This is a genomic window from Cupriavidus sp. GW822-FHT02D05 (assembly GCF_058802485.1).
In genome coordinates this window covers 56,401-74,496 of record NZ_JBXAOE010000014.1, presented here as the reverse complement: position 1 = coordinate 74,496, position 18,096 = coordinate 56,401, and the positions used below count along the sequence as shown (strand labels likewise).

General features: G+C 66.9%; 16 protein-coding genes. 13 read left to right on the top strand and 3 right to left on the bottom strand.

The genetic code is table 11. The features are described 5' to 3' along the window. Positions 1 to 22: 22 nt before the first annotated feature. Both AC1RQK_RS19580 and AC1RQK_RS19575 read left to right on the top strand, forming a co-directional pair. The gene (locus AC1RQK_RS19580) at positions 23 to 697 is read left to right on the top strand and encodes a GntR family transcriptional regulator (RefSeq protein WP_492373647.1); all 675 of its coding nucleotides are present in this window, start codon (positions 23 to 25) and stop codon (positions 695 to 697) included. A gap of 256 nt (positions 698 to 953) precedes the next feature. Beyond that, the gene (locus AC1RQK_RS19575; RefSeq protein WP_492373688.1) at positions 954 to 2,525 is read left to right on the top strand and encodes a sensor domain-containing diguanylate cyclase; all 1,572 of its coding nucleotides are present in this window, start codon (positions 954 to 956) and stop codon (positions 2,523 to 2,525) included. A 52-nt stretch (positions 2,526 to 2,577) separates the two neighbouring features. Here AC1RQK_RS19575 and AC1RQK_RS19570 read toward each other — a convergent pair whose 3' ends face one another. Together AC1RQK_RS19570 and AC1RQK_RS19565 are read right to left on the bottom strand one after the other, a co-directional pair. Beyond that, positions 2,578 to 4,710, bottom strand: a complete 2,133-nt coding sequence (locus AC1RQK_RS19570) for a cation:proton antiporter (protein WP_492810611.1) — start codon at positions 4,708 to 4,710, stop codon at positions 2,578 to 2,580. Between the two features lie 197 nt (positions 4,711 to 4,907). Next, a complete protein-coding gene (locus AC1RQK_RS19565; protein ID WP_492373687.1) occupies positions 4,908 to 5,834 on the bottom strand; it encodes a LysR family transcriptional regulator in 927 nt (308 codons plus the stop codon). A 203-nt stretch (positions 5,835 to 6,037) separates the two neighbouring features. On the opposite strand from AC1RQK_RS19565, the gene AC1RQK_RS19560 reads away from it, so the two are divergent. Both AC1RQK_RS19560 and AC1RQK_RS19555 read left to right on the top strand, forming a co-directional pair. Continuing rightward, positions 6,038 to 7,009, top strand: coding sequence for a 3-hydroxyacyl-CoA dehydrogenase family protein (locus AC1RQK_RS19560; protein WP_492373645.1), 972 nt, complete (start codon positions 6,038 to 6,040; stop codon positions 7,007 to 7,009). A gap of 63 nt (positions 7,010 to 7,072) precedes the next feature. Next, a complete protein-coding gene (locus AC1RQK_RS19555) occupies positions 7,073 to 7,915 on the top strand; it encodes a beta-keto acid cleavage family enzyme (protein WP_150986591.1) in 843 nt (280 codons plus the stop codon). A 23-nt stretch (positions 7,916 to 7,938) separates the two neighbouring features. Here AC1RQK_RS19555 and AC1RQK_RS19550 read toward each other — a convergent pair whose 3' ends face one another. Next, on the bottom strand, positions 7,939 to 8,205 hold the full coding sequence (locus tag AC1RQK_RS19550; protein ID WP_253929871.1) for a hypothetical protein: 267 nt from the start codon (positions 8,203 to 8,205) through the stop codon (positions 7,939 to 7,941). A 505-nt stretch (positions 8,206 to 8,710) separates the two neighbouring features. Here AC1RQK_RS19550 and AC1RQK_RS19545 point away from each other — a divergent pair. From AC1RQK_RS19545 to AC1RQK_RS19505, 9 genes are all read left to right on the top strand, one after another. Beyond that, entirely contained in the window at positions 8,711 to 9,376 is a 666-nt protein-coding gene (locus AC1RQK_RS19545) for a CDP-alcohol phosphatidyltransferase family protein (RefSeq protein ID WP_492373644.1), read from the top strand. 6 nt (positions 9,377 to 9,382) lie between these two features. Beyond that, positions 9,383 to 11,173: a bifunctional alpha/beta hydrolase/class I SAM-dependent methyltransferase gene (locus AC1RQK_RS19540; RefSeq protein WP_492373643.1), complete on the top strand. Its 1,791-nt coding sequence runs from the start codon at positions 9,383 to 9,385 to the stop codon at positions 11,171 to 11,173. Then, on the top strand, positions 11,173 to 12,594 hold the full coding sequence (locus AC1RQK_RS19535) for a phosphatase PAP2/dual specificity phosphatase family protein (protein WP_492810755.1): 1,422 nt from the start codon (positions 11,173 to 11,175) through the stop codon (positions 12,592 to 12,594). Before AC1RQK_RS19540 ends, AC1RQK_RS19535 begins: the two co-directional genes overlap by 1 nt. After that, positions 12,575 to 13,045, top strand: coding sequence for a hypothetical protein (locus AC1RQK_RS19530; protein WP_492373642.1), 471 nt, complete (start codon positions 12,575 to 12,577; stop codon positions 13,043 to 13,045). Before AC1RQK_RS19535 ends, AC1RQK_RS19530 begins: the two co-directional genes overlap by 20 nt. A gap of 6 nt (positions 13,046 to 13,051) precedes the next feature. Then, positions 13,052 to 13,678: a lysophospholipid acyltransferase family protein gene (locus tag AC1RQK_RS19525; protein WP_492810607.1), complete on the top strand. Its 627-nt coding sequence runs from the start codon at positions 13,052 to 13,054 to the stop codon at positions 13,676 to 13,678. 6 nt (positions 13,679 to 13,684) lie between these two features. Then, positions 13,685 to 14,647: a phosphatidate cytidylyltransferase gene (locus AC1RQK_RS19520; protein WP_492810605.1), complete on the top strand. Its 963-nt coding sequence runs from the start codon at positions 13,685 to 13,687 to the stop codon at positions 14,645 to 14,647. Between the two features lie 83 nt (positions 14,648 to 14,730). Beyond that, positions 14,731 to 16,140, top strand: a complete 1,410-nt coding sequence (locus tag AC1RQK_RS19515) for a saccharopine dehydrogenase NADP-binding domain-containing protein (protein WP_492810603.1) — start codon at positions 14,731 to 14,733, stop codon at positions 16,138 to 16,140. After that, a complete protein-coding gene (locus tag AC1RQK_RS19510; RefSeq protein WP_492810601.1) occupies positions 16,137 to 17,309 on the top strand; it encodes a glutathionylspermidine synthase family protein in 1,173 nt (390 codons plus the stop codon). Before AC1RQK_RS19515 ends, AC1RQK_RS19510 begins: the two co-directional genes overlap by 4 nt. 26 nt (positions 17,310 to 17,335) lie before the next feature. After that, positions 17,336 to 18,091 carry a hypothetical protein gene (locus tag AC1RQK_RS19505; RefSeq protein ID WP_492810599.1) on the top strand — a complete coding sequence of 252 codons (756 nt, stop codon included), beginning with the start codon at positions 17,336 to 17,338 and terminating at the stop codon, positions 18,089 to 18,091. The last annotated feature ends 5 nt before the right edge of the window (positions 18,092 to 18,096 follow it).

Here is an 18,096-nt window from a genome sequence, read left to right as displayed (position 1 = left end):
GCGCGCACAAGCGGCGCATAGCATGCAGGACGATACCGCCGGCGGTGCCCAAGCCATGCTGGCCGCCGCCGCGATCCTTGAGGAAGACATCGTCTTTGGCTTGCTAAGTCCGCGCGAGCGGCTGGTCGAAGACGACCTGATGGCGCGTTTCAACCTGAAGCGCCATGTGGTGCGCCAGCTGCTCGTCACGCTGGAAGGCATGGGCGTGGTCGAGCGCAAGCGCAACGTTGGCGCGGTGGTGCGCGCCTTTCCGGCGCGCGAGGTGATGGAGCTGTACGCACTGCGCGACGTGCTGGAAACGCACGCCGCCGGCCTGATCGCGCTGCCGGTGCCCGCGGTGCGGTTGCAGGCGCTGGTGGCCGTGCAGCAGGAGCACGACGTTGCGGTGGCCGCGGGCGATGCGCGTGCGGTGTTCCGCATCAACCAGCGCTTTCACCGGGAGTTGTTCGCCCTGGTCGACAATGCGGTGCTGCGGCAGGCCATCGAGGAATACGCGCGCCGCGCCCATCCGATCCGCTTTGGGTCGCTGGCTGCAGCGGGCTATCGCGAGCGTGCCAGACAGGAACACTGGGCCATGATCGAGGCCCTGCGCGAGGGCCGGCGCGAGGATCTTGTCGCGCTATGCCGTAGCCATCTGCTGCCCTCGCGCGACGCTTACCTCGCAGCAGAACGAGAGCGTGCCGGAGGGCCTGCTTAGTACATTAACATTACATTATTTGTCTCCCGGGCATGGTTAATGGAAATATTGGGGAAAATCAATACGCCAGTCGAGGGGAAACTTGAAATCCCTTTCCCAATCTTAACCGCGAGGGCTGGCATTTGCGCGTTGTGGCAGGAATATTAGCCAGCGGACCGTGCTAAAATCGGTCCCTTCTGAAGATTCTGAAGATTGTCGGCCTGCAAAAGAGATGTCAGCGCAACCGTGTAAGCCGCTTCCGGAGCGCTCGCCCAAAATAGGGCTAGGTGGTCTGATCCTGCTCCTGGCCCTGGGATCGGTCCTGCTGACCATGGCCAATGCGCTGTACTCCAGTTACCGCGTGCAGCGCGACCTGCTGATCCGGAATACGCTGGAAGCCAACCGTGTCTATGCGGCCAAGCTGGCTGAGTCCACGGGAGCCCATCTTGAAAGCACCATGCAGCAACTGGCATACAGCGCCAGTTTGCTAGCTGCGGCCATGGACAATCCGGCCCGTGTGAACGAGGAGGCCGAGCGCTTGCGCTTGCAGACCAGGAGCCTGAACTCGGTGGCCATCGTCCGCCAGGACGGCATGGTGCTATCCGTGTCGCCAGCGGCCTTGCGCCGGGCCGGACAGAGCGTGAGGTCCGATTGGGGGCACACGCTCCTGACCACCCGCACCCCGGCGATCAGCGAGCCCTTTACAACTTCCAGCGGGCGGCTGATTATCTTTATTTCCCATCCCATCATTAATGCGGAGGGGCGGCTGCTTGGTTATGTCGGGGGTACGATTTATCTGAATGCCAAGAACCTGCTGCATGAGATTCTCGATAGCCATTATTATCGGGATAGCTCTTATGTCTATGTGGTGGACCGTAAGGGCACCGTGATTTTTCACCCGGACGACACCCATGTTGGCAAGTCGATCTTCAAGAATTCGGTCGTGCTGGCGGTAACCAGCGGCGCAGCGGGCGCGCAGCAGATAATGAACCAGTACGGTGTCGAGATGCTTGCAGGCTATGCGCCGGTCGCGTCCACCGGGTGGGGCATCGTGGCGCAAAGATCCACGCAAGCCACGCTAGCCGATCTGAATGACCTGGTGCTGGTGACGTTCGGCAACAGCATTCCCATCCTGCTTCTGTCGCTGGTCTTTATCTTGTGGTTTTCCCGCTGGATCTCGCGGCCGCTGGGGCAGTTGGCCGATGATGCCCGGATGGGGACCACGCCCGACGGGATGGAGCGGATCGAGCGGATCCAGGCCAGGTATGTCGAAGCCGATCGTCTCAAGAAGGCGCTGCTGCGGGGCATGAGCCTGACCAGCAGCAAGCTGGACCGGCTCAACCATGAATCCATCACCGACGCACTGACGGGGCTGCGCAATCGGCGCGGGCTGGGCAATGCGCTCAGCCTGTACGCGCTTGGCGGGCAGTCCTTTGCCGTCATCACGCTCGACGTGGACCACTTCAAGTCGATCAATGACCGCTACGGGCACGATGTCGGTGACGAGGTGCTGGCGCATATCGCTAGCCTGATGCGGGCCGGCTCCCGGGGCGGCGACATGACATGCCGCAACGGCGGGGAGGAGTTCGTTATCTTGCTGCCCGGCACGACCGCGGACAATGCGTTCCTGATTGCGGAGCGTTTGCGCGAGGCTGTGGAAAAGACGCCTAACCCCACCGGTGGGGTCGTGACGGTTTCGCTTGGCGTCGCGCATTTTCCTTCTTCGGCGGAGGAGGTTGGCGAGGTGCTGAAAAAGTCGGATATCGCGCTCTATCAGGCCAAGCGCAACGGACGCAACAACACGGTCCGGTACCAGCCGGAACCGGCCGTCCAGGCGGATTCACCCTGATCGCGCTGGCAGCGCCGCCTGGCGCGATAACTTGCGCGAAGCACGGTGCCCCTCATTCGCGGGACGCAGACTCCGGAGCTGGCATCGGTTGCGCGGACAGCGCGCTGCGCAGTGGCGGACGCGCCAGGTTGGCCCGCCACGCGCGCTGGATCACTCGCGCTATCTGGTTGTAGGCTTGGCTGGAAATAACCTTCTCCTCGCGCATGGCCTCCAGCGAACGCTGGCCCTTGCGCAGGGCAAACAGCATCAGCAGGCGCTTCTCCAGCGCCACCGTGTAGCCGCCGAATTGCGCGCGCATCTCATCCAGGCCACCTCCGGCCGATTTGACGCGCTCCTCCAGCACGCCGTCCAGCAAGGTCGCCATGCGCGCGCCGAACACCGGCGTGAGCAGCGAGCGGTTGTACTGGCGCAGCCGCTCCAGCACCGTCTGGCGGCAGACCAGCAGCTCGAAGCGGTCGGCCAGCGCGTGGGCCAGCGGCCGGTCGATCGACAGGCGCTGGTGCAGGAAGAGCGCCACGCGGTAGCCGCGCTGGTAATCCAGGATATGCCGGGCGGCGCGGTTGTAGCCCAGGCGGCCATGCTCGCGCGCGGCGTCGATCATCAGCGTGGTGTTGCGCATCATGGCGTCGAGGTTGGCTACCGAGATCACACCGTCGCCGTACTCCGGGATCAGTTCGCGCTCGCGCGTGGCCAGCGTGACCAGGCCAATGGTGACGCGGTCGCGCTCGGATAGCGCGGCGTCGAAATCGAACTCCAGCGCGCCCAGCTCGATGTCGCGCCGGTAGCGCTGCGCCACCTCGCGCGCCGCCGCGGGAGGCAGGTCGAAGGTCTGCGCGATGTGGTTGAGCGTGGTTTCGACCTCCTCGGTGGAGAGCTGGATGGCCTGCTGCTGCAATGCCCGGTCCTGGGCGGTGAGCTGGTCCAGCCCGAGCCGGTGGATGAGCCCGCGCAGGGTGGTGCCGTTGAGCAGCAGGCTGACCAGCACGAATCCGGTGGCCAGGATGGCGATGAAGTGCCGTGCCTCGTACGGCAGCGCCTCGTTCTCGGCGATGCCCAGCGCCAGCACCAGCGTCACCGCGCCGCGCAGGCCGCCCCACGCAATGGCCAGCTTGTAGGCATTGCTGATCGGCGCGCTGACCTTCAGCCAGGAGAGCAGTGGCAGCAAGCCGAACAGCGTGAGCAGGCGCGCTCCCAGCGCGGCCACTACGAGTGCCAGCAGCAGCAAGCCGTGATGCACGCTCACCCCGGCCAGCAAGGACGGCACGCGCACCGCCGCCAGCAAGAACACGACGGCCCCCGTGATGCCGGCGTACTGCTCCCAGATCATGCGCATGTGGTTCCAGTTGCGCGGGCTCAGCCGGGTGGGCCCGAGCGCGCTCACCATCAGGCCGGCGCATACCACGGCCACCACCCCGGACACGCCGAGCAACTGGTCGGCGAGCAGGTAGAGCGGATAGGGCAGCGCCAGCGTCAGCGCGCCCTCGGCCATGGCCAGCCCGGCCAGGCGCGGCAGCAGGTCGGCCAGCAGGCGTCCGGCGATCGCGCCGCACACCACGCCGCCCACGAATGACCAGGCCAGTTCCCGCGCGCCAGCGGCCAGCGTGGCCTCGGCGCCATGGCCGGTCAGCATGGCCACCAGCACGCCGGCAATGGCAATGGCGGCGGCGTCGTTGAGCAGGCTCTCGCCTTCCACCAGCCGGATCAGCCGGCCGGGCGCGCCGACATCGCGGAAGATGGCGATCACGGCGGCCGGGTCGGTGGTGGCTACCACCGCGCCCAGCAGCAGGCACACCACCAGGCTGGCGCCGCTGACCAGCGTGGTGACCAGCCCGATCACGCCCGTGGCCACGATCACCGCGACGATGGCCAGCAGCAGGATCGGCGCGGCGTCCGGCAACATGCTGCGCACATCGGCGGTCAGCGCGGCGTGGAACAGCAAAGGCGGGAGGAAGATCCACAGATAGGCCTCGGGCGGGAGCGCCGGGTCGATCAGGGGATGGAGGAAATGCAAGGCGAACTGCGGGTAGGCGGCGTCGACGGCTACATAGCCCGCGCCGATAGCGATGCCGATGGCCGAGAGCAGCGTGGACTCAGGCAGTGCCAGCTTGGCGGCGGCGACCTGCACCACCGCCACGATGGCCAGCAGCGCGCCCGCCAGGATGAGCACGTCGACGACGATATTCAAGCGCGCCTCCGTTGCCGGGCGCGGGAGGGCCCGGGTTGCATTGTGTGTACTGTGGGCGACGACTGTGTCACTAAGGGATCCTTGCGCTTAGGTGGCTGCCGGCTCCGAACATACCGCGATATCGCGCGCGCTTTCAAGCCTTGTGCGCTTTGCCCACCGCTTTGCCCACCGCTTCTCGCGATCCCGTCCCCGCTCGCTCATGCCGGATCGGCAACACCGCCGTCGGCTTGGGCCAGGTGGGCGCGCAGCACGCCGACCAGCGCCGCCGCCGCGGGCGACAGGCTGCGGTTGCGTGCCGTCACCAGCCCGATCGAGCGCTCCGTCACCGGCGCGGTGAGCAAGCGCTCGACAATGCCGGCCTGGCGCACCGTGCCGGCCGCAATCTCAGGCAGCGCCGCCACGCCGAAGCCGCATTCGACCATGGCCGCGATGGTGGCCAGGTGCTCGGCCTCGAACACCGGCTGGAAGCGGATACGGTTCTGCAGGAAGGCCCATTCGGCGTACTGGCGCACGCTGCTGGGGTGCGTCATGGAAACATGGCCGGCGTCCACCGTATCGGCCCAGCGCACCGGCCCCTTGCCGTGGGCCAGCGGGTGCTCGCTGGGAATCAGCAACACGAAGCGGTCGGACATCATGGGGTCGTAGTGCAGGTCCGCCTGCTGCGGGTCGGCCGCGGTCAGCGCGAAATCCACCTCGCCCGCACGCACCAGGTCGAAGGCCGGGCCGGAGAGCGTATCGAAGACCTTGAGCGTGACCTTGGGATGCTCCCGCCGGTAGGCCATCAGCACGCGCGGCAGCAGGCGGGCGGCCAGCGAGGGCAGGGCGGCCACCGCAACATGGCCGCGCTCGGCGCTGGCAATGCCGCTCACGGCGTCGATGGCGTCCCGGAAGGCGGCCTGCAGGATCGCAGCCTGCTGCATGAAGACTTCGCCTGCCGCGGTCAGCCGCACGGTGCGGGTGGTGCGATCGAACAGCCGCACGCCGAGGGATTCCTCGATGCGCAGGATCTGGGTGGACAGCGCCGATTGTGACAGGTGCAACTGCCCCGCTGCCTGGCGGAAGTTCAGGGTGCGGCCAAGCACCAGGGTGGTCTCGACATCGCGCATCGACAGATTGATTTTCACGGCATGGACGGCGGATTGATCTTGATTGTCGATCATTCTATCCAGAAAATCTGATTCATCAATCAAAGCGGCTTGTCTACACTCATGGTCAATCCCGCTGAACCCGGGCCATGACGTGGCGCAGGCGATGTTTTCGCCATATTTTCATGGCAAACACGGGTTCAGCCGCCCAACGACAACACCAGACAGTTCAAAGGAACGCCATGCCCGACGCCGCCCACTTTTCGCTAGCCGCACCTGGCACCGCACACGCCGTGGTGGTAGGCGGCGGCACCATGGGCGCCGACGTGGCCGTGGTGCTCACCCGTGCGCACTGCCGCACCACCGTCGTGGAGCCGGATGCGCCGCGCGCGCAGGCAGTCGCCGCAAGGGTAGCCGCCAATCTCGCCGCGATTGGCCCTGCGGCCGAGGTCGGCCTGGCGGGATTGACGGTAGCCGCAGGGCTCGACACGGTCGACTGGAGCACGGTCGACCTGGTGATCGAGTGCATCCCCGAGCGGCTCGACATCAAGCGTGCGCTGTTCGCCGACCTGGCCCAGCGTGCGCGCCCGGATGCCATCCTCGCCAGCAATAGCTCGAGTTTCCCGATCAGCGCCATCGGCGCGGGCCTGCCCACCCGCGAGCGCATGCTCGGCCTGCATTTCTTCATGCCCGCGCACCTGGTGCCGCTGGTGGAGGTGGTGCTGGGCGAGGGCAGCGCCGAGGCCGGCGCCGACGCCTTGATCGCTTTCATGCGGCGTTGCGGCATGGTGCCGGTCAAGGTGAAGAAGGACTTGCCGGGTTTCCTCGCCAACCGCCTGCAGCACGCGCTGTCGCGCGAAGCCTTCGACCTGATCGACCGCGGCATCGCCTCGCCCGAGGATGTGGATGCGGCGGTCCGCTTTGGCTTCGGCTTTCGTTTCCTGGCCGCCGGGCCGGTCATGCAGCGCGACCACGCTGGCATCGACGTGCATGCGGCGGCCGGGGCTACCATGTATCCCACGTTCAACAACGCGGCGGAGCCGGCCCGGTGCCTGACCGAGCGCGCGGCGGACGGCCGCCACGGCATGAAGAGCGGTGAAGGCTTTTACCAGTGGACGCCGCAGACCATCGCCGCGGAACGTGAGCGCTATGATCGGCTGCTGCGCGCGGGGCTCGACCTGATCGCGCCCGAGCTGCCCAAGATCGAACCCTGAACCTCGCCAGATCCACCAGATTTACTAAATCGATTAGATCGACCAGGTCGACCAGAGCGCACTATGAGTGAACACACCTTGCTGGCGGATTCGCCGCTGATCATTACCGTCGCGCCCAACGGCGCCTACAAGACCGCCAAGGACCACCAGGCCGTGCCGCTGACCGCGGCGGCACTGGCGGCGGACGCGCGGGCCTGCCTGGAAGCCGGCGCGGCCATGATGCACATGCACGTGCGCCAGCCCGACGGCCGTCATTCGCTGGATCCACAGATTTATCGCGAAGCGCTTGCCGTGGTGAAGAAAGAAGTGGGCGATGCGTTGCTGGTCCAGGTGACCAGCGAAGCCGCCGGCATCTACCGCGCGGCCGAGCAGATCGCCATGGTGCGCGAGCTGCGCCCGGAGGCAGTTTCCATCGGGCTGCGCGAGATCGCCGTACCGGACATTGCCGAGGCCGAGCTGGCCGATTTCCTGGCCTGGCTGGCACGCGAGCGGGTGATGACGCAGATCATCCTGTACGACGCAGCCGACGTGGCGCGCTGGCAAGCGCTGCGCGCGCGCGGGCTGGTGCCGCCGGGTGCGTGGTCGGTGCTGTTTGTGCTGGGCCGGTATTCGGCGGGGCAGGTATCGTCGCCGCGCGACCTGCTGCCGTTCCTGCAGGTCTATGACGGCGCGCTGCCGTGGGCAATCTGCGCCTTCGGGCGCGAGGAGAATGCCTGCGTGACCACGGCCGCTGCGTTTGGCGGGCACGTGCGGGTGGGCTTCGAGAACAACCTGAAGCTGCGCGACGGCAGCACCGCGCCAGGCAACGCGGCACTTGTCGGGCAGGCGGCCGAAGGCGCGCGCACGCTTGGGCGCCCGCTAGCTTCGGCCAACGAAGCCAGGCAAATCTACAGCGAGATCCGCTGATCGGCGGCGCTCGGCGCCGATGCTTATGCGCCGTCGCTGAACGAGTCGCGGGTGCCGTTGCGCGCGCCGTCGGTGAACGGGTCCCGCGTGCCGCTGCGTGCGCCGTCGGTGAACGGGTCGCGCGGGCCGAGCTTGTTGGCGCCCTGGGTGTAAATGTCTCGCGCCTGGCCGGTGGCCGCGCCATCGAGATACGGGTCCACGCTGCGCGGGGCGGCGCTGGCGAGGCTGGCGACACCGCCAAGGGTGGCGGCCAGCGCAGTGGCGAGCAGGGCTTGCTTGAGTGTACGCATTGTTTTTCTCCGAGGATTCGAGGGGCGGGCAATCTCTTTCGATCGACCGTACTGGCAGTCTAAGAAACAGGCACCCACGACAACATGACCGGCACATGACAATGCTGTCATGCGGCGGGCGTTGCCTCGGCGGCACTCCTTGTCCGCCGCCACGTGATTTCCACAAGTTCCAACGCCTTCGAAGTTCGCGCAATTTCTCCCCGTTGCGCCCCAACTTTTGCCAACTGGCGTGACTCGCTAATCCTGGCGGGTAGCAACTTGGCTCGGCACGCCCAAACTGTGTCGAAAATGTGCCAAAAATCTCATAAGTTCTTAGTGATTGGCGAAAACGCGCAATCAAGCTATGCTTGCCCGATTGTCGGGCGTGCAGCACACCATCCGCGCGTCAAAGGCGGCTGCAGGGAGGCTGGGCAACGGGTCCGGCATGGCCAGTGGCCGCGGGCGCGGATACCATGGCCGAAAATGACGACCGAAGATGACATTAGGCCTGAAAAGGTCGTGAAACATGACGCTTTACCAGATCAAACCGAAGTTCCAGGCCCTTCTGCGGCCATTGGTGAAGCGCCTCGCCGCGCGCGGCGTCACCGCCAACCAGGTCACGCTGGCGGCGGCTGGCGGGTCACTGGTGGTGGGGGCGCTGGTGGCCGCGCTGGCCTGGCTGCCGGGCGTCTTCCTGCTGATGCCGCTATGGCTGTTCGTGCGCATGGCGCTCAACGCCATCGACGGCATGCTGGCCCGCGAGCACGGGCAGCAGAGCTTGCTGGGCGCCTATCTCAACGAACTTGGGGACATCGTCTCCGATATTGCGCTGATCCTGCCGTTCGCCCTCGTTGCGCCGTTTGGCGCTGGCGAGATCATGGTGTTCGCGCTGCTGGCCGTCATCGTCGAGTGCGCTGGCCTGATCGGGCCGCTGGCCGGTGCCAGCCGCCGCTACGATGGCCCCCTGGGCAAGAGCGATCGGGCCCTGGTACTTGGCGCGCTGGGCTTATGGGCCGGCCTCGGGCTGAGCCTGGCGCATGCCGCTCACTGGCTGTGGGTGCTGTTGTCGCTGCTGTCGTTGCTGACCATCGCCAACCGGGTGCGCCGCGGCGTGGCCGAGGGCGAGCAGGCACGCCAGGCCCGTGCCCAGGCAGCCCCGCACGCCAAATCGTCTTCCCAACCCGTGGAGTGATACTACGTGGATAGTCAAACCGGCCGTACCGCTATTGAGTCACAGTTCGAAACCCACGATGGCCAGTCGCTGTTCTATCGCCACTGGCCTGCGGCGCCTGCCACAGGCCAGGCGCCGCAGGGCGCCGTTGTGCTGTTTCACCGCGGGCACGAGCATTCGGGCCGCATCGCCCACCTGGTGGACGAACTGGGCTTGCCCGGCCACGCCTTCTTCGCCTGGGACGCGCGTGGCCATGGCCGTTCGCCGGGCGAGCGCGGCTATAGCCCCAGCCTGGCCACGTCGGTGCGCGATATCCAGACGTTCATCGACCACATCGCCACCGAGCACGGCATTCCGGTAGAGCGCATTGCCGTGGTCGCGCAGAGCGTTGGCGCTGTCCTGGCGTCAACGTGGGTGCACGACTACGCGCCGCGGATCCGCGCCCTTGTGCTGGCTTCGCCGGCGTTCAAGGTCAAGCTCTACGTGCCGCTGGCGCGGCCGGGCCTCAAGCTCATGCACAAGCTGCGGGGCAAGTTCTTCGTCAACAGCTACGTCAAGGCCAGGTTTCTCACGCACGATCCCGACCGGGTCGCCAGTTACCAGCAAGATCCGCTGATTACGCGCCCGATTGCCGTCAATATCCTGCTGGATCTCTACGAGACGGCTGATCGCATCGTGGCCGATGCGGCCGCCATCACCGTGCCCACGCAGTTGCTGATCTCCGGCGCGGACTGGGTGGTGCATCGCGGCCCGCAGGATGCGTTCTATGAGCGGCTGGGCTCCAGCGTCAAGGAGCGCATCGTGCTGGACGGCTTCTACCACGACACCTTGGGCGAGCGCGACCGCGCGCAGGCCGTGGCGGCGGCGCGGCGCTTTATCGTGCGCGAATTCGAGACGCCATCGGCGCCGGTCTCCTTGCTGAACGCCGATCGCGGCGGCGCCTTCAAGGATGAGTCCGACCGGCTGGCGCAGCCGCTGTCCGCGGCCAGCCCGGCAGGCATTTACTGGGGCCTCACGCGCGCCGGCCTGAAGTTCGGCGGCCTGCTGTCCGACGGGGTGCGGCTCGGGCACAAGACCGGTTTCGATTCTGGCTCCACGCTCGACTACGTCTACTGCAACAAGGCGCAGGGGCGGTTTGGCGTCGGCTCGATGGTCGACCGCAACTACCTGGACGCGATTGGCTGGCGGGGCATCCGCCAGCGCAAGGTGAACATCGAGGAGCTGCTTGGCGTTGCCATCGGCAGCCTGCGCGCCGCCGGCGTGCCGGTGCGCATCGTCGATATCGCCGCGGGCCATGGCCGCTACGTGCTGGAGGCGCTGGCAGCCAAGGGCATCAACGGAGCGGCCGCGCAACAGGTGCAGAGCATCCTGCTGCGCGACTACAGCGATATCAACGTGCAACAGGGCCGCGCGCTGATCCGCAGCAAGGGCCTGTCCGATATTGCCCGCTTCGAGAAGGGCGACGCCTTCGACGGCGACGATCTCGCCGCGCTCGATCCGGCCCCCACGCTGGCCATCGTCTCAGGCCTGTATGAGCTGTTCGGCGACAACGGCATGGTGTCTCGTTCGCTTGGCGGCCTGTCGCGGGCGGTGGCGCCGGGCGGCTACCTGGTCTATACCGGGCAGCCCTGGCATCCGCAGCTCGAGTTCATTGCGCGGGCGCTCACCAGCCATCGCGCAGGCTCGGCCTGGGTGATGCGGCGCCGCTCGCAAGCGGAGATGGATGAACTGGTCCGGCAAGCCGGCTTCGAGAAGATCGCGCAGCGCATCGACCCGTGGGGCATCTTCACAGTCAGCCTGGCGCGCAGGGTCGCGTGATGCTGCGCCAGCAGGCCGAAGACGGGGCCGCGGACATGGCCGCAGGGGAGCCGGGCGCTGCCGAGGCTCGCCCCTGGGGCCTTGCCCTGGTCCTGCTGGCCGGCATGGGCGCCTTGTTTTTCTCGTCCTATGGGCTGGCCAACTGGCTGGCGAGCCAGCGTGCCGACGTCCCGTTCTTCTATTTTGAATGGGAGCGGCATATTCCCTTTGTGCCCTGGAGCATCGTGCCGTACTGGTCGATCGACCTGCTCTACGGCCTGTCCTTTTTCCTCTGGCGCACGCGTGCCGACCTGCTCGTCCATGCCAAGCGCTTGCTGGCGGCGCAACTGATCTCGGTTGCCTGCTTCATTGCCTTTCCGCTGCGATTCGCCTTTGATCGCCCGCAGGCCGACGGCGTGCCCGGCCACCTCTTCACGTTGCTGGGCGGCTTCGACAAGCCGTTCAACCAGGCGCCGTCACTGCACATCAGCCTGCTGGTGATCCTGTGGGTGGCCTATGCCGTGCACGCGCGCGGGGCCTGGCGCTGGCTGCTGCACGGCTGGTTCGCGCTGATCGGTGTGTCGGTGCTGACCACGTACCAGCACCATGTCATCGACGTGCCCACCGGCTGGCTGGTGGGCTGGTTCTGCGTTTTCCTGTTTCCCTTCGGGATGGGGCAGGGCAATGCGGTGCCCGCTGCCCGCGTGCGAACGCGGCAACTGGCCGGGCGCTACGCAGTGGGCGCACTGTCCGTCGGGGCGGTAGCGCTGGCGTTGTTGCCCGCCTCGGCCCTGGCCGCCTTGCTGCTGGGCTGGCTGGCCCTGTCGCTGGCTTGCGTCGCGGCGATCTACCGGCAGGGCGTTCCGGCCATGTTCCAGAAGCGGCACGACGGCACCATGCCGATGGCCGCGCGCTGGGTGCTGGCGCCCTACCTGCTGGGCGCGCTGGCCAACTCACGCTGGTGGACGCGCCGCCAGCCCGGCGCCAGCCAGATCGTGCCCGGCCTCTGGGTCGGCCGCTTCCCCGGCGGCGCCGAATTGCGCCGCCTCGGGGCCGATGCCGTGCTCGACCTGACCGCCGAGTTGCCGCGGCTGGCGGATGCCGCCTGGTACCGCTGCGTGCCGGTGCTGGACCTGACGGTGCCCGCGCCGGCGCAACTGGACGAAGCGGTGGCCGTGCTTGAATCATGGCATCGCGATGGCCGCAAGGTGCTTGTATGCTGCGCGCTTGGTTATTCGCGCAGCGCGCTGGTGGCCGCCGCCTGGCTCGCGGGCCACGCCGGCGCGCGCGATGCCGGGCAGGCGCTGGCCCTGCTGCGCAAGGGGCGCCCGGCCGTGGTGCTGGGCCCGGATAGCGTGGCGGCGCTGTCGCAATTCATCCGCCGCCGGCAGGCGGCCGCACAGTCTTCTGGGGGAGCAGGCCATGTCCGTTCCGATGCATGACGACCATCACCTGGATGCTGCCGCCGGGCACTGGATGGCGCAGGCTGCGGTGGGTGGCCTCGATGGCGCCGGCCGCGTGCTCTGGGCCGGGTTGGTGCTGGCACTCATCAATCTGCTGCTGGCCGGTACCTTGTCGCCGGCGGGGCAGGTCTATCTGGTGCTTGGCATCGTGGCGGCGTTGCTCGGCGCTGTCCAGCTGTGGCTGCTGATCCGCGTGGCAATCGACCGCCGCTTGTTTGCGGCGCTTGCCGAGGCCTTGCGCATCGCCGATCCAGTCTCGACGCTGGCCTCGCTGGACCAGGCGCTGGGGCTGCTCGGATGGGCGGGTCCCGAGGCCGGCGGGCGATCCCTGGTGCAGCGCGCTCGCGGCGCTTTGCGCTTTCTCCACTGGGCCGCGGGACTCGCTGCCCTGCAATTGCTGGTGGCCTTGCTGCTACTGCTGCTGAGATAACACACGATGTGGATTTCCAGACTGGTGGCGCGCGCCATCATCCTGTTCGCGCGCTTGCTGACCGGTATGCAGGCGCGTTGGAACGGCTGCATGCCCGCCGCGGCGCAGCGTATCTATTTTGCCAATCACAGCAGCCACGGCGACTTCGTGCTGATCTGGGGCTGCCTGCCGCCGGAGCTGCGCTCGCTCACGCGGCCCGTGGCCGGCGCGGATTACTGGAACAAGTCGGCGTTGCGCCGCTTTATCGGCAAGGATGTATTCAACGCGCTGCTGATCGATCGCACCCGCAGCGAGCCGGGCAGCGATCCCGTGGCCCTGATGCAGCAGGCGGTGCGCAAAGGCGACTCGCTGATCCTGTTTCCCGAGGGCACGCGCAATACCACCGACGAACGGCTCCTGCCCTTCAAGAGCGGCATCTACCACCTGGCGAAGGTTTGCACACAGATCGAGTTCGTGCCCGTGTGGATCGACAACCTCAACCGCGTGATGCCCAAGGGCGAGATCGTGCCGGTGCCGCTGCTGTGCACCGTGACTTTCGGCAAGCCGCTGACCCTGGGCGCGGAAGAAGCCAAGGATGATTTCCTGGCGCGCTGCCGGGACGGCCTGCTGACGCTGGCGCCCGCGCTGGACTAAGAACCCATGACCTTTCCTCACCTGACCATGATGCATGAGACCTGGCTGCTGTTTGGCGGCGTGCTGGGCGTACTCGTGCTGGCTTCCACGGTGACCGCGCTGCTGCGCTGGCGCGTGGCCGGGGGCGGCCCGCACGCGGTCATCGACAACCTTGCCGCGCGCGTATCGGCATGGTGGTGGATGATCGGCGTGCTAGGGGTAGCGTTCGTGATGGGGCGCACCGCCATCATCGTGTTGTTCTACCTGCTGTCGTTCTTCGCCTTGCGCGAGTTCATCACCATCACCACCACGCGGCGGGGGGACCATCGCGCCATCGTCGCCGCCTTCTTCGTCTTCCTGCCGTTGCAATACGTGCTGGTGTACACCGGCTGGTATGGGTTGTTTTCCATCTTAATCCCGGTCTACGCTTTCCTGATCCTGCCCATACTTTCAGCGCTGTCTGCGGAGACCACGCGCTTTCTCGAGCGTTGCGCGGGGGTGCAGTGGGCGGTGATGATCTGCGTGTTCTGCGTATCGCATGTGCCGGCGTTGCTGACCTTGCCGATTCCGGGCTTCGAGGATCGCAACCTGCTGTTGATCGCATTCCTGGTGATCGTGGTGCAGGGCAGCGACGTGCTGCAGTACGTGTGGGGCAAGCTGCTAGGCAAGACCAAGATCGCGCCGCTGCTGTCGCCGTCCAAGACCGTGGAAGGCTTTGTCGGCGGCGTGGCCAGCGCCACCGCGCTGGGCGCCTCGCTTTGGTGGATCACGCCATACGGCTCACCCTGGAAGGCGGGGCTGATCGCGCTGGTGATCGCCTTGATGGGCTTCCTGGGCGGGCTGGTGATGTCGGCCATCAAGCGCGACCGCAACATCAAGGACTGGGGCCAGATGATCCAGGGCCACGGCGGTATGCTGGACAGGCTGGATTCGGTGGTGTTCGCCGCGCCGATCTTCTTTCACATCACGCGGTACTGGTGGGTGCCCTGAGCGGGTCCATCGCCTTCGTCCTCATTTTTCTTTGAATTTTGCCGGCCCAGCCCGCGTGTTGGCCCGGCACGTTGTTTGTCATCATGTCTAGCAAGCGCATCGAGCATATCGTCATTGTCGGTTTTGGCTGCATCGGCCAGGCCATCCTGCCCTTGCTGGCGCAGGCGCACCCGGAAGCGGCGGTTACGGTTGTCGACCGGGCCATGGACGCCCACCGCCTGGCGCTGGCCCGGCAATACCGGGCCACGCCGCTGCATGCCACGGTAGCGCCGGACAACTTTGCGCGGGTGCTGAGTCCGCTGCTGGGGGCGCAAACCTGCCTGCTTAACCTGGCGCCCGCCGTGTGCAGCCGCGACCTGATCGCGCTGGCGCAGGCACACCATGCGCTCTACCTGGATAGCGGCATCGAACCATGGGACTACGAAGACGGCGCTGCCTCATCCCATCTGAGCAACTACGCTCTGCGCAGCGAGATGCTGGCATTTGCCCGCGGCCGCGAGCGGATGTCCACCGCGCTGGTTGCTCATGGCGCCAATCCCGGGCTGGTCTCGCTACTGGTCAAGGCGGCCTTGCTGAAACTCGCGCGGCACGCCGGCGTGCCGGACACCCCACCGCAGGACCAGGCTGGCTGGGCCCGGCTCGCGCGCCGGCTCGACGTGCGCGTGATCCAGGTGGCGGAGCACGACAGCCAGTGCGCCCCGGGCTATCCGGCGCACGGCGAATTCGCCAATACCTGGTCGGCCGACGGCTTCATCACGGAATGCCTGCAGGACGCCGAACTGGGCTGGGGCAGCCACGAGCCCGCGCTGCCTGCCGGTGGCCGGCGCCATGGCTACGGCAGCGATGCGGCGATCGTGCTGGACCGGCCCGGGCACCGCACCCGTGTGCGCTCCTGGTCCGCGCTGCACGGTCCGTTCGATGCCTACCTGATCACGCACAACGAATCGATCTCGATTGCCGAGTATTTCAGCTGTGCCACGCCCGGCGAGCCGCATTACCGGCCCACGGCCTACTACGCCTACCGTCCCGCCCGCGCCACGATGGCATCCATGCAGTGGCTGGGCGAGCGCGACGCCAGCCGCATTGCCAGCCACCGCATCCTCAAGGACGAGATCGTCGATGGCGTGGATGAGCTTGGCGTGCTGCTGATGAGCGGGCGCCATGGTGCGGTGTGGCACGGCTCGCAGCTCGACATCCACCGGGCACGCGCGCTGGCGCCGCACAACTCCGCCACCAGCCTGCAGGTGGCCTCCAGCATCGTCGCCGGGATGCGCTGGGCGCAGGCCAATCCGGCGCGCGGTGTGACCGAGTCCGATGCCATGGATCACCACGCGGTGCTGGAGCACGCAGCCGGCTGGTGGGCGCCTCTCGTCACGCGCTTCACCGACTGGACGCCCAGGCCGGGCCGTCGCTCGCTGGCCTTCGACGAATTCCTCATTACCGCATCCGCGCCGGCGCCAACGCCGAGCGCCGCGGAGATCGCCCTGCCATGAAACGCATTGCCCAGACCCCGCGTGCCGACTGGCCGCAGCAGCTTGAGCGCATCGGTTTTCACTTCCACTCGCTCGACGAGCAAAACCTGCCGCGCCAGGTGGATCGCAACACGTTCTTCTACTGGCGCGAAGACGTCGCCTACGAGTTCGAGGCGCATGAGATCGAGGCGCTGTATGCCGCCGCGCTCGATCTGAACCAGCGCTGCCTGGAAGCCGTGCAGCACGTGATTGACCACAACCTGTTTGCGCGGCTCGCCATTGCCCCGGATTTTGCCGAGTTGATCCGCACCTCCTGGGACCGCGACGAGCCGACGCTGTTCGGCCGCTTCGACATGACCATGGATGCGCTTGGCGTACCCAAGATGTACGAGTTCAACGCCGATACGCCCACCTCGCTGATCGAATCGAGCCTGGCGCAATGGTTCTGGAAGGAGGCGGTGCGCCCGGATGCCGACCAGTTCAACGGCCTGCATGAAGCGCTGGTGTCGCGCTGGCAATGGCTGCGCCGCCACTATCGCGACGCCAAGGTCCTGCATTTTGCCTGCATGTTTGACAGCCAGGAGGATGTCTGCAATGTCGAGTACCTGATGGACACGGCGCTGCAGGCAGGGTGGTCGGTCAAGCTCACCGACCTGGAGCAGGTTGGCTCCGATGGGCGCGGCGGCTTCTACGACGGCGACGACCAGCCGATGGAGCTGGTCTTCAAGCTCTACCCGTGGGAATGGATGGCCACTTCCGACTATCGCACGGAGCTGGCGGGCAGTGCGGTGCGATGGGTGGAGCCACCCTGGAAGGCCGTGCTCTCCAACAAGGCCATCCTGCCGATCCTGTGGGACCTGTTCCCCGGCCATCCGAATCTGCTCGAGGCCTCGTTTCGCGAAGCCACCTTTGCCGGGCGCTCTTACGCCAGGAAGCCGTTCCTGTCGCGCGAGGGCGAGAGCGTGGCGCTGGTGACCCCGCAGGGGCGTTTCGAGAATCCCGGCGAGTACGGCGAGGAAGGCTTCATCTACCAGGCTTACGCGAGCGCGCAGCGCTTTGACGATCGCTACACCACGCTCGGCGTATGGCTGGTCGACGACGTGCCCAGTGGCCTGTGCGTGCGCGAGGAACTGGGACCGATCGCCAAGAACACCAGCTTCTTCGTCCCGCATTATTTTCAGCACGGCTAATCCGAAGAAAGGAGAAACGCAGCGCAATGGCCAAGAAGAAAGGCAAGAAGGGCGGCCAGCCGTCAAAGTACGGCAGCTCCTACCAGCCGCGGGCAAGCGGCTCCAGCCAGTCCGCATGGTCAGGCCAGCCCGCGCTCCGGCGCAAGTCCCGCTCGCCGGCGCTGTGGCTGATCGGCGCTTGCGCGCTGGCGGCCGGCGTGGCGGTGATTGGCTCATGCAGCGACGATGGCGATGATGAAGCCGTAACCGTGCGGCGCGCAAGCTATGCCTCGCAAGCCGATTGCGTGGCCGACTGGAATGCGCCCGAGGATTGCGAGGGCGTGCCGCTCGACAACATCTACGCCTCCAGCCTGGCGGATACGGGTGGTAGCGACGGCAGCAGCGCCGGCACGAGCAGCGGTGGCCATGGCGGCGGCTACTACGGCGGATATCACGGCGGATATCACGGCGGCATGGCCCGCTGGTACGGCCCGTACTACACCGAGTCCGGCACCGTCTACCACCCAGACGGCACGCAGACCCGGCGCGACATGTCGAGCGGCAATTCGCGGCCCATGGGTGTCTATGACAGCAACGGCAACCTGACCCGCGTGAGCCAGGCGCCGGGCACGCCGCATGCGACGATGGTCGAGGAGGCCACGCTGAGCCGCGGCAGTCTCGGGCGTGGCGCGAGCGGCGGCATGTCGATGCGCGCGGCCGCTGTCAGCCGGGCGCCTGCCGTGTCCTCGCGCGGCGGCTTTACCAGCCGCTTTGGCGGGTCTGGGCGCTCCGGCGGCGGCTAAGGCCG

Coding starts and splice junctions, on each gene's coding strand:
- AC1RQK_RS19555 (WP_150986591.1), top strand. CDS start 7,073: ATGAGTGAACACACCTTGCTGGCGGATTCGCCGCTGATCATTACCGTC.
- AC1RQK_RS19545 (WP_492373644.1), top strand. CDS start 8,711: ATGACGCTTTACCAGATCAAACCGAAGTTCCAGGCCCTTCTGCGGCCA.
- AC1RQK_RS19535 (WP_492810755.1), top strand. CDS start 11,173: ATGCTGCGCCAGCAGGCCGAAGACGGGGCCGCGGACATGGCCGCAGGG.
- AC1RQK_RS19520 (WP_492810605.1), top strand. CDS start 13,685: ATGACCTTTCCTCACCTGACCATGATGCATGAGACCTGGCTGCTGTTT.
- AC1RQK_RS19550 (WP_253929871.1), bottom strand. CDS start 8,205: ATGCGTACACTCAAGCAAGCCCTGCTCGCCACTGCGCTGGCCGCCACC.
- AC1RQK_RS19530 (WP_492373642.1), top strand. CDS start 12,575: ATGTCCGTTCCGATGCATGACGACCATCACCTGGATGCTGCCGCCGGG.
- AC1RQK_RS19515 (WP_492810603.1), top strand. CDS start 14,731: ATGTCTAGCAAGCGCATCGAGCATATCGTCATTGTCGGTTTTGGCTGC.
- AC1RQK_RS19510 (WP_492810601.1), top strand. CDS start 16,137: ATGAAACGCATTGCCCAGACCCCGCGTGCCGACTGGCCGCAGCAGCTT.
- AC1RQK_RS19525 (WP_492810607.1), top strand. CDS start 13,052: ATGTGGATTTCCAGACTGGTGGCGCGCGCCATCATCCTGTTCGCGCGC.
- AC1RQK_RS19505 (WP_492810599.1), top strand. CDS start 17,336: ATGGCCAAGAAGAAAGGCAAGAAGGGCGGCCAGCCGTCAAAGTACGGC.
- AC1RQK_RS19560 (WP_492373645.1), top strand. CDS start 6,038: ATGCCCGACGCCGCCCACTTTTCGCTAGCCGCACCTGGCACCGCACAC.
- AC1RQK_RS19580 (WP_492373647.1), top strand. CDS start 23: ATGCAGGACGATACCGCCGGCGGTGCCCAAGCCATGCTGGCCGCCGCC.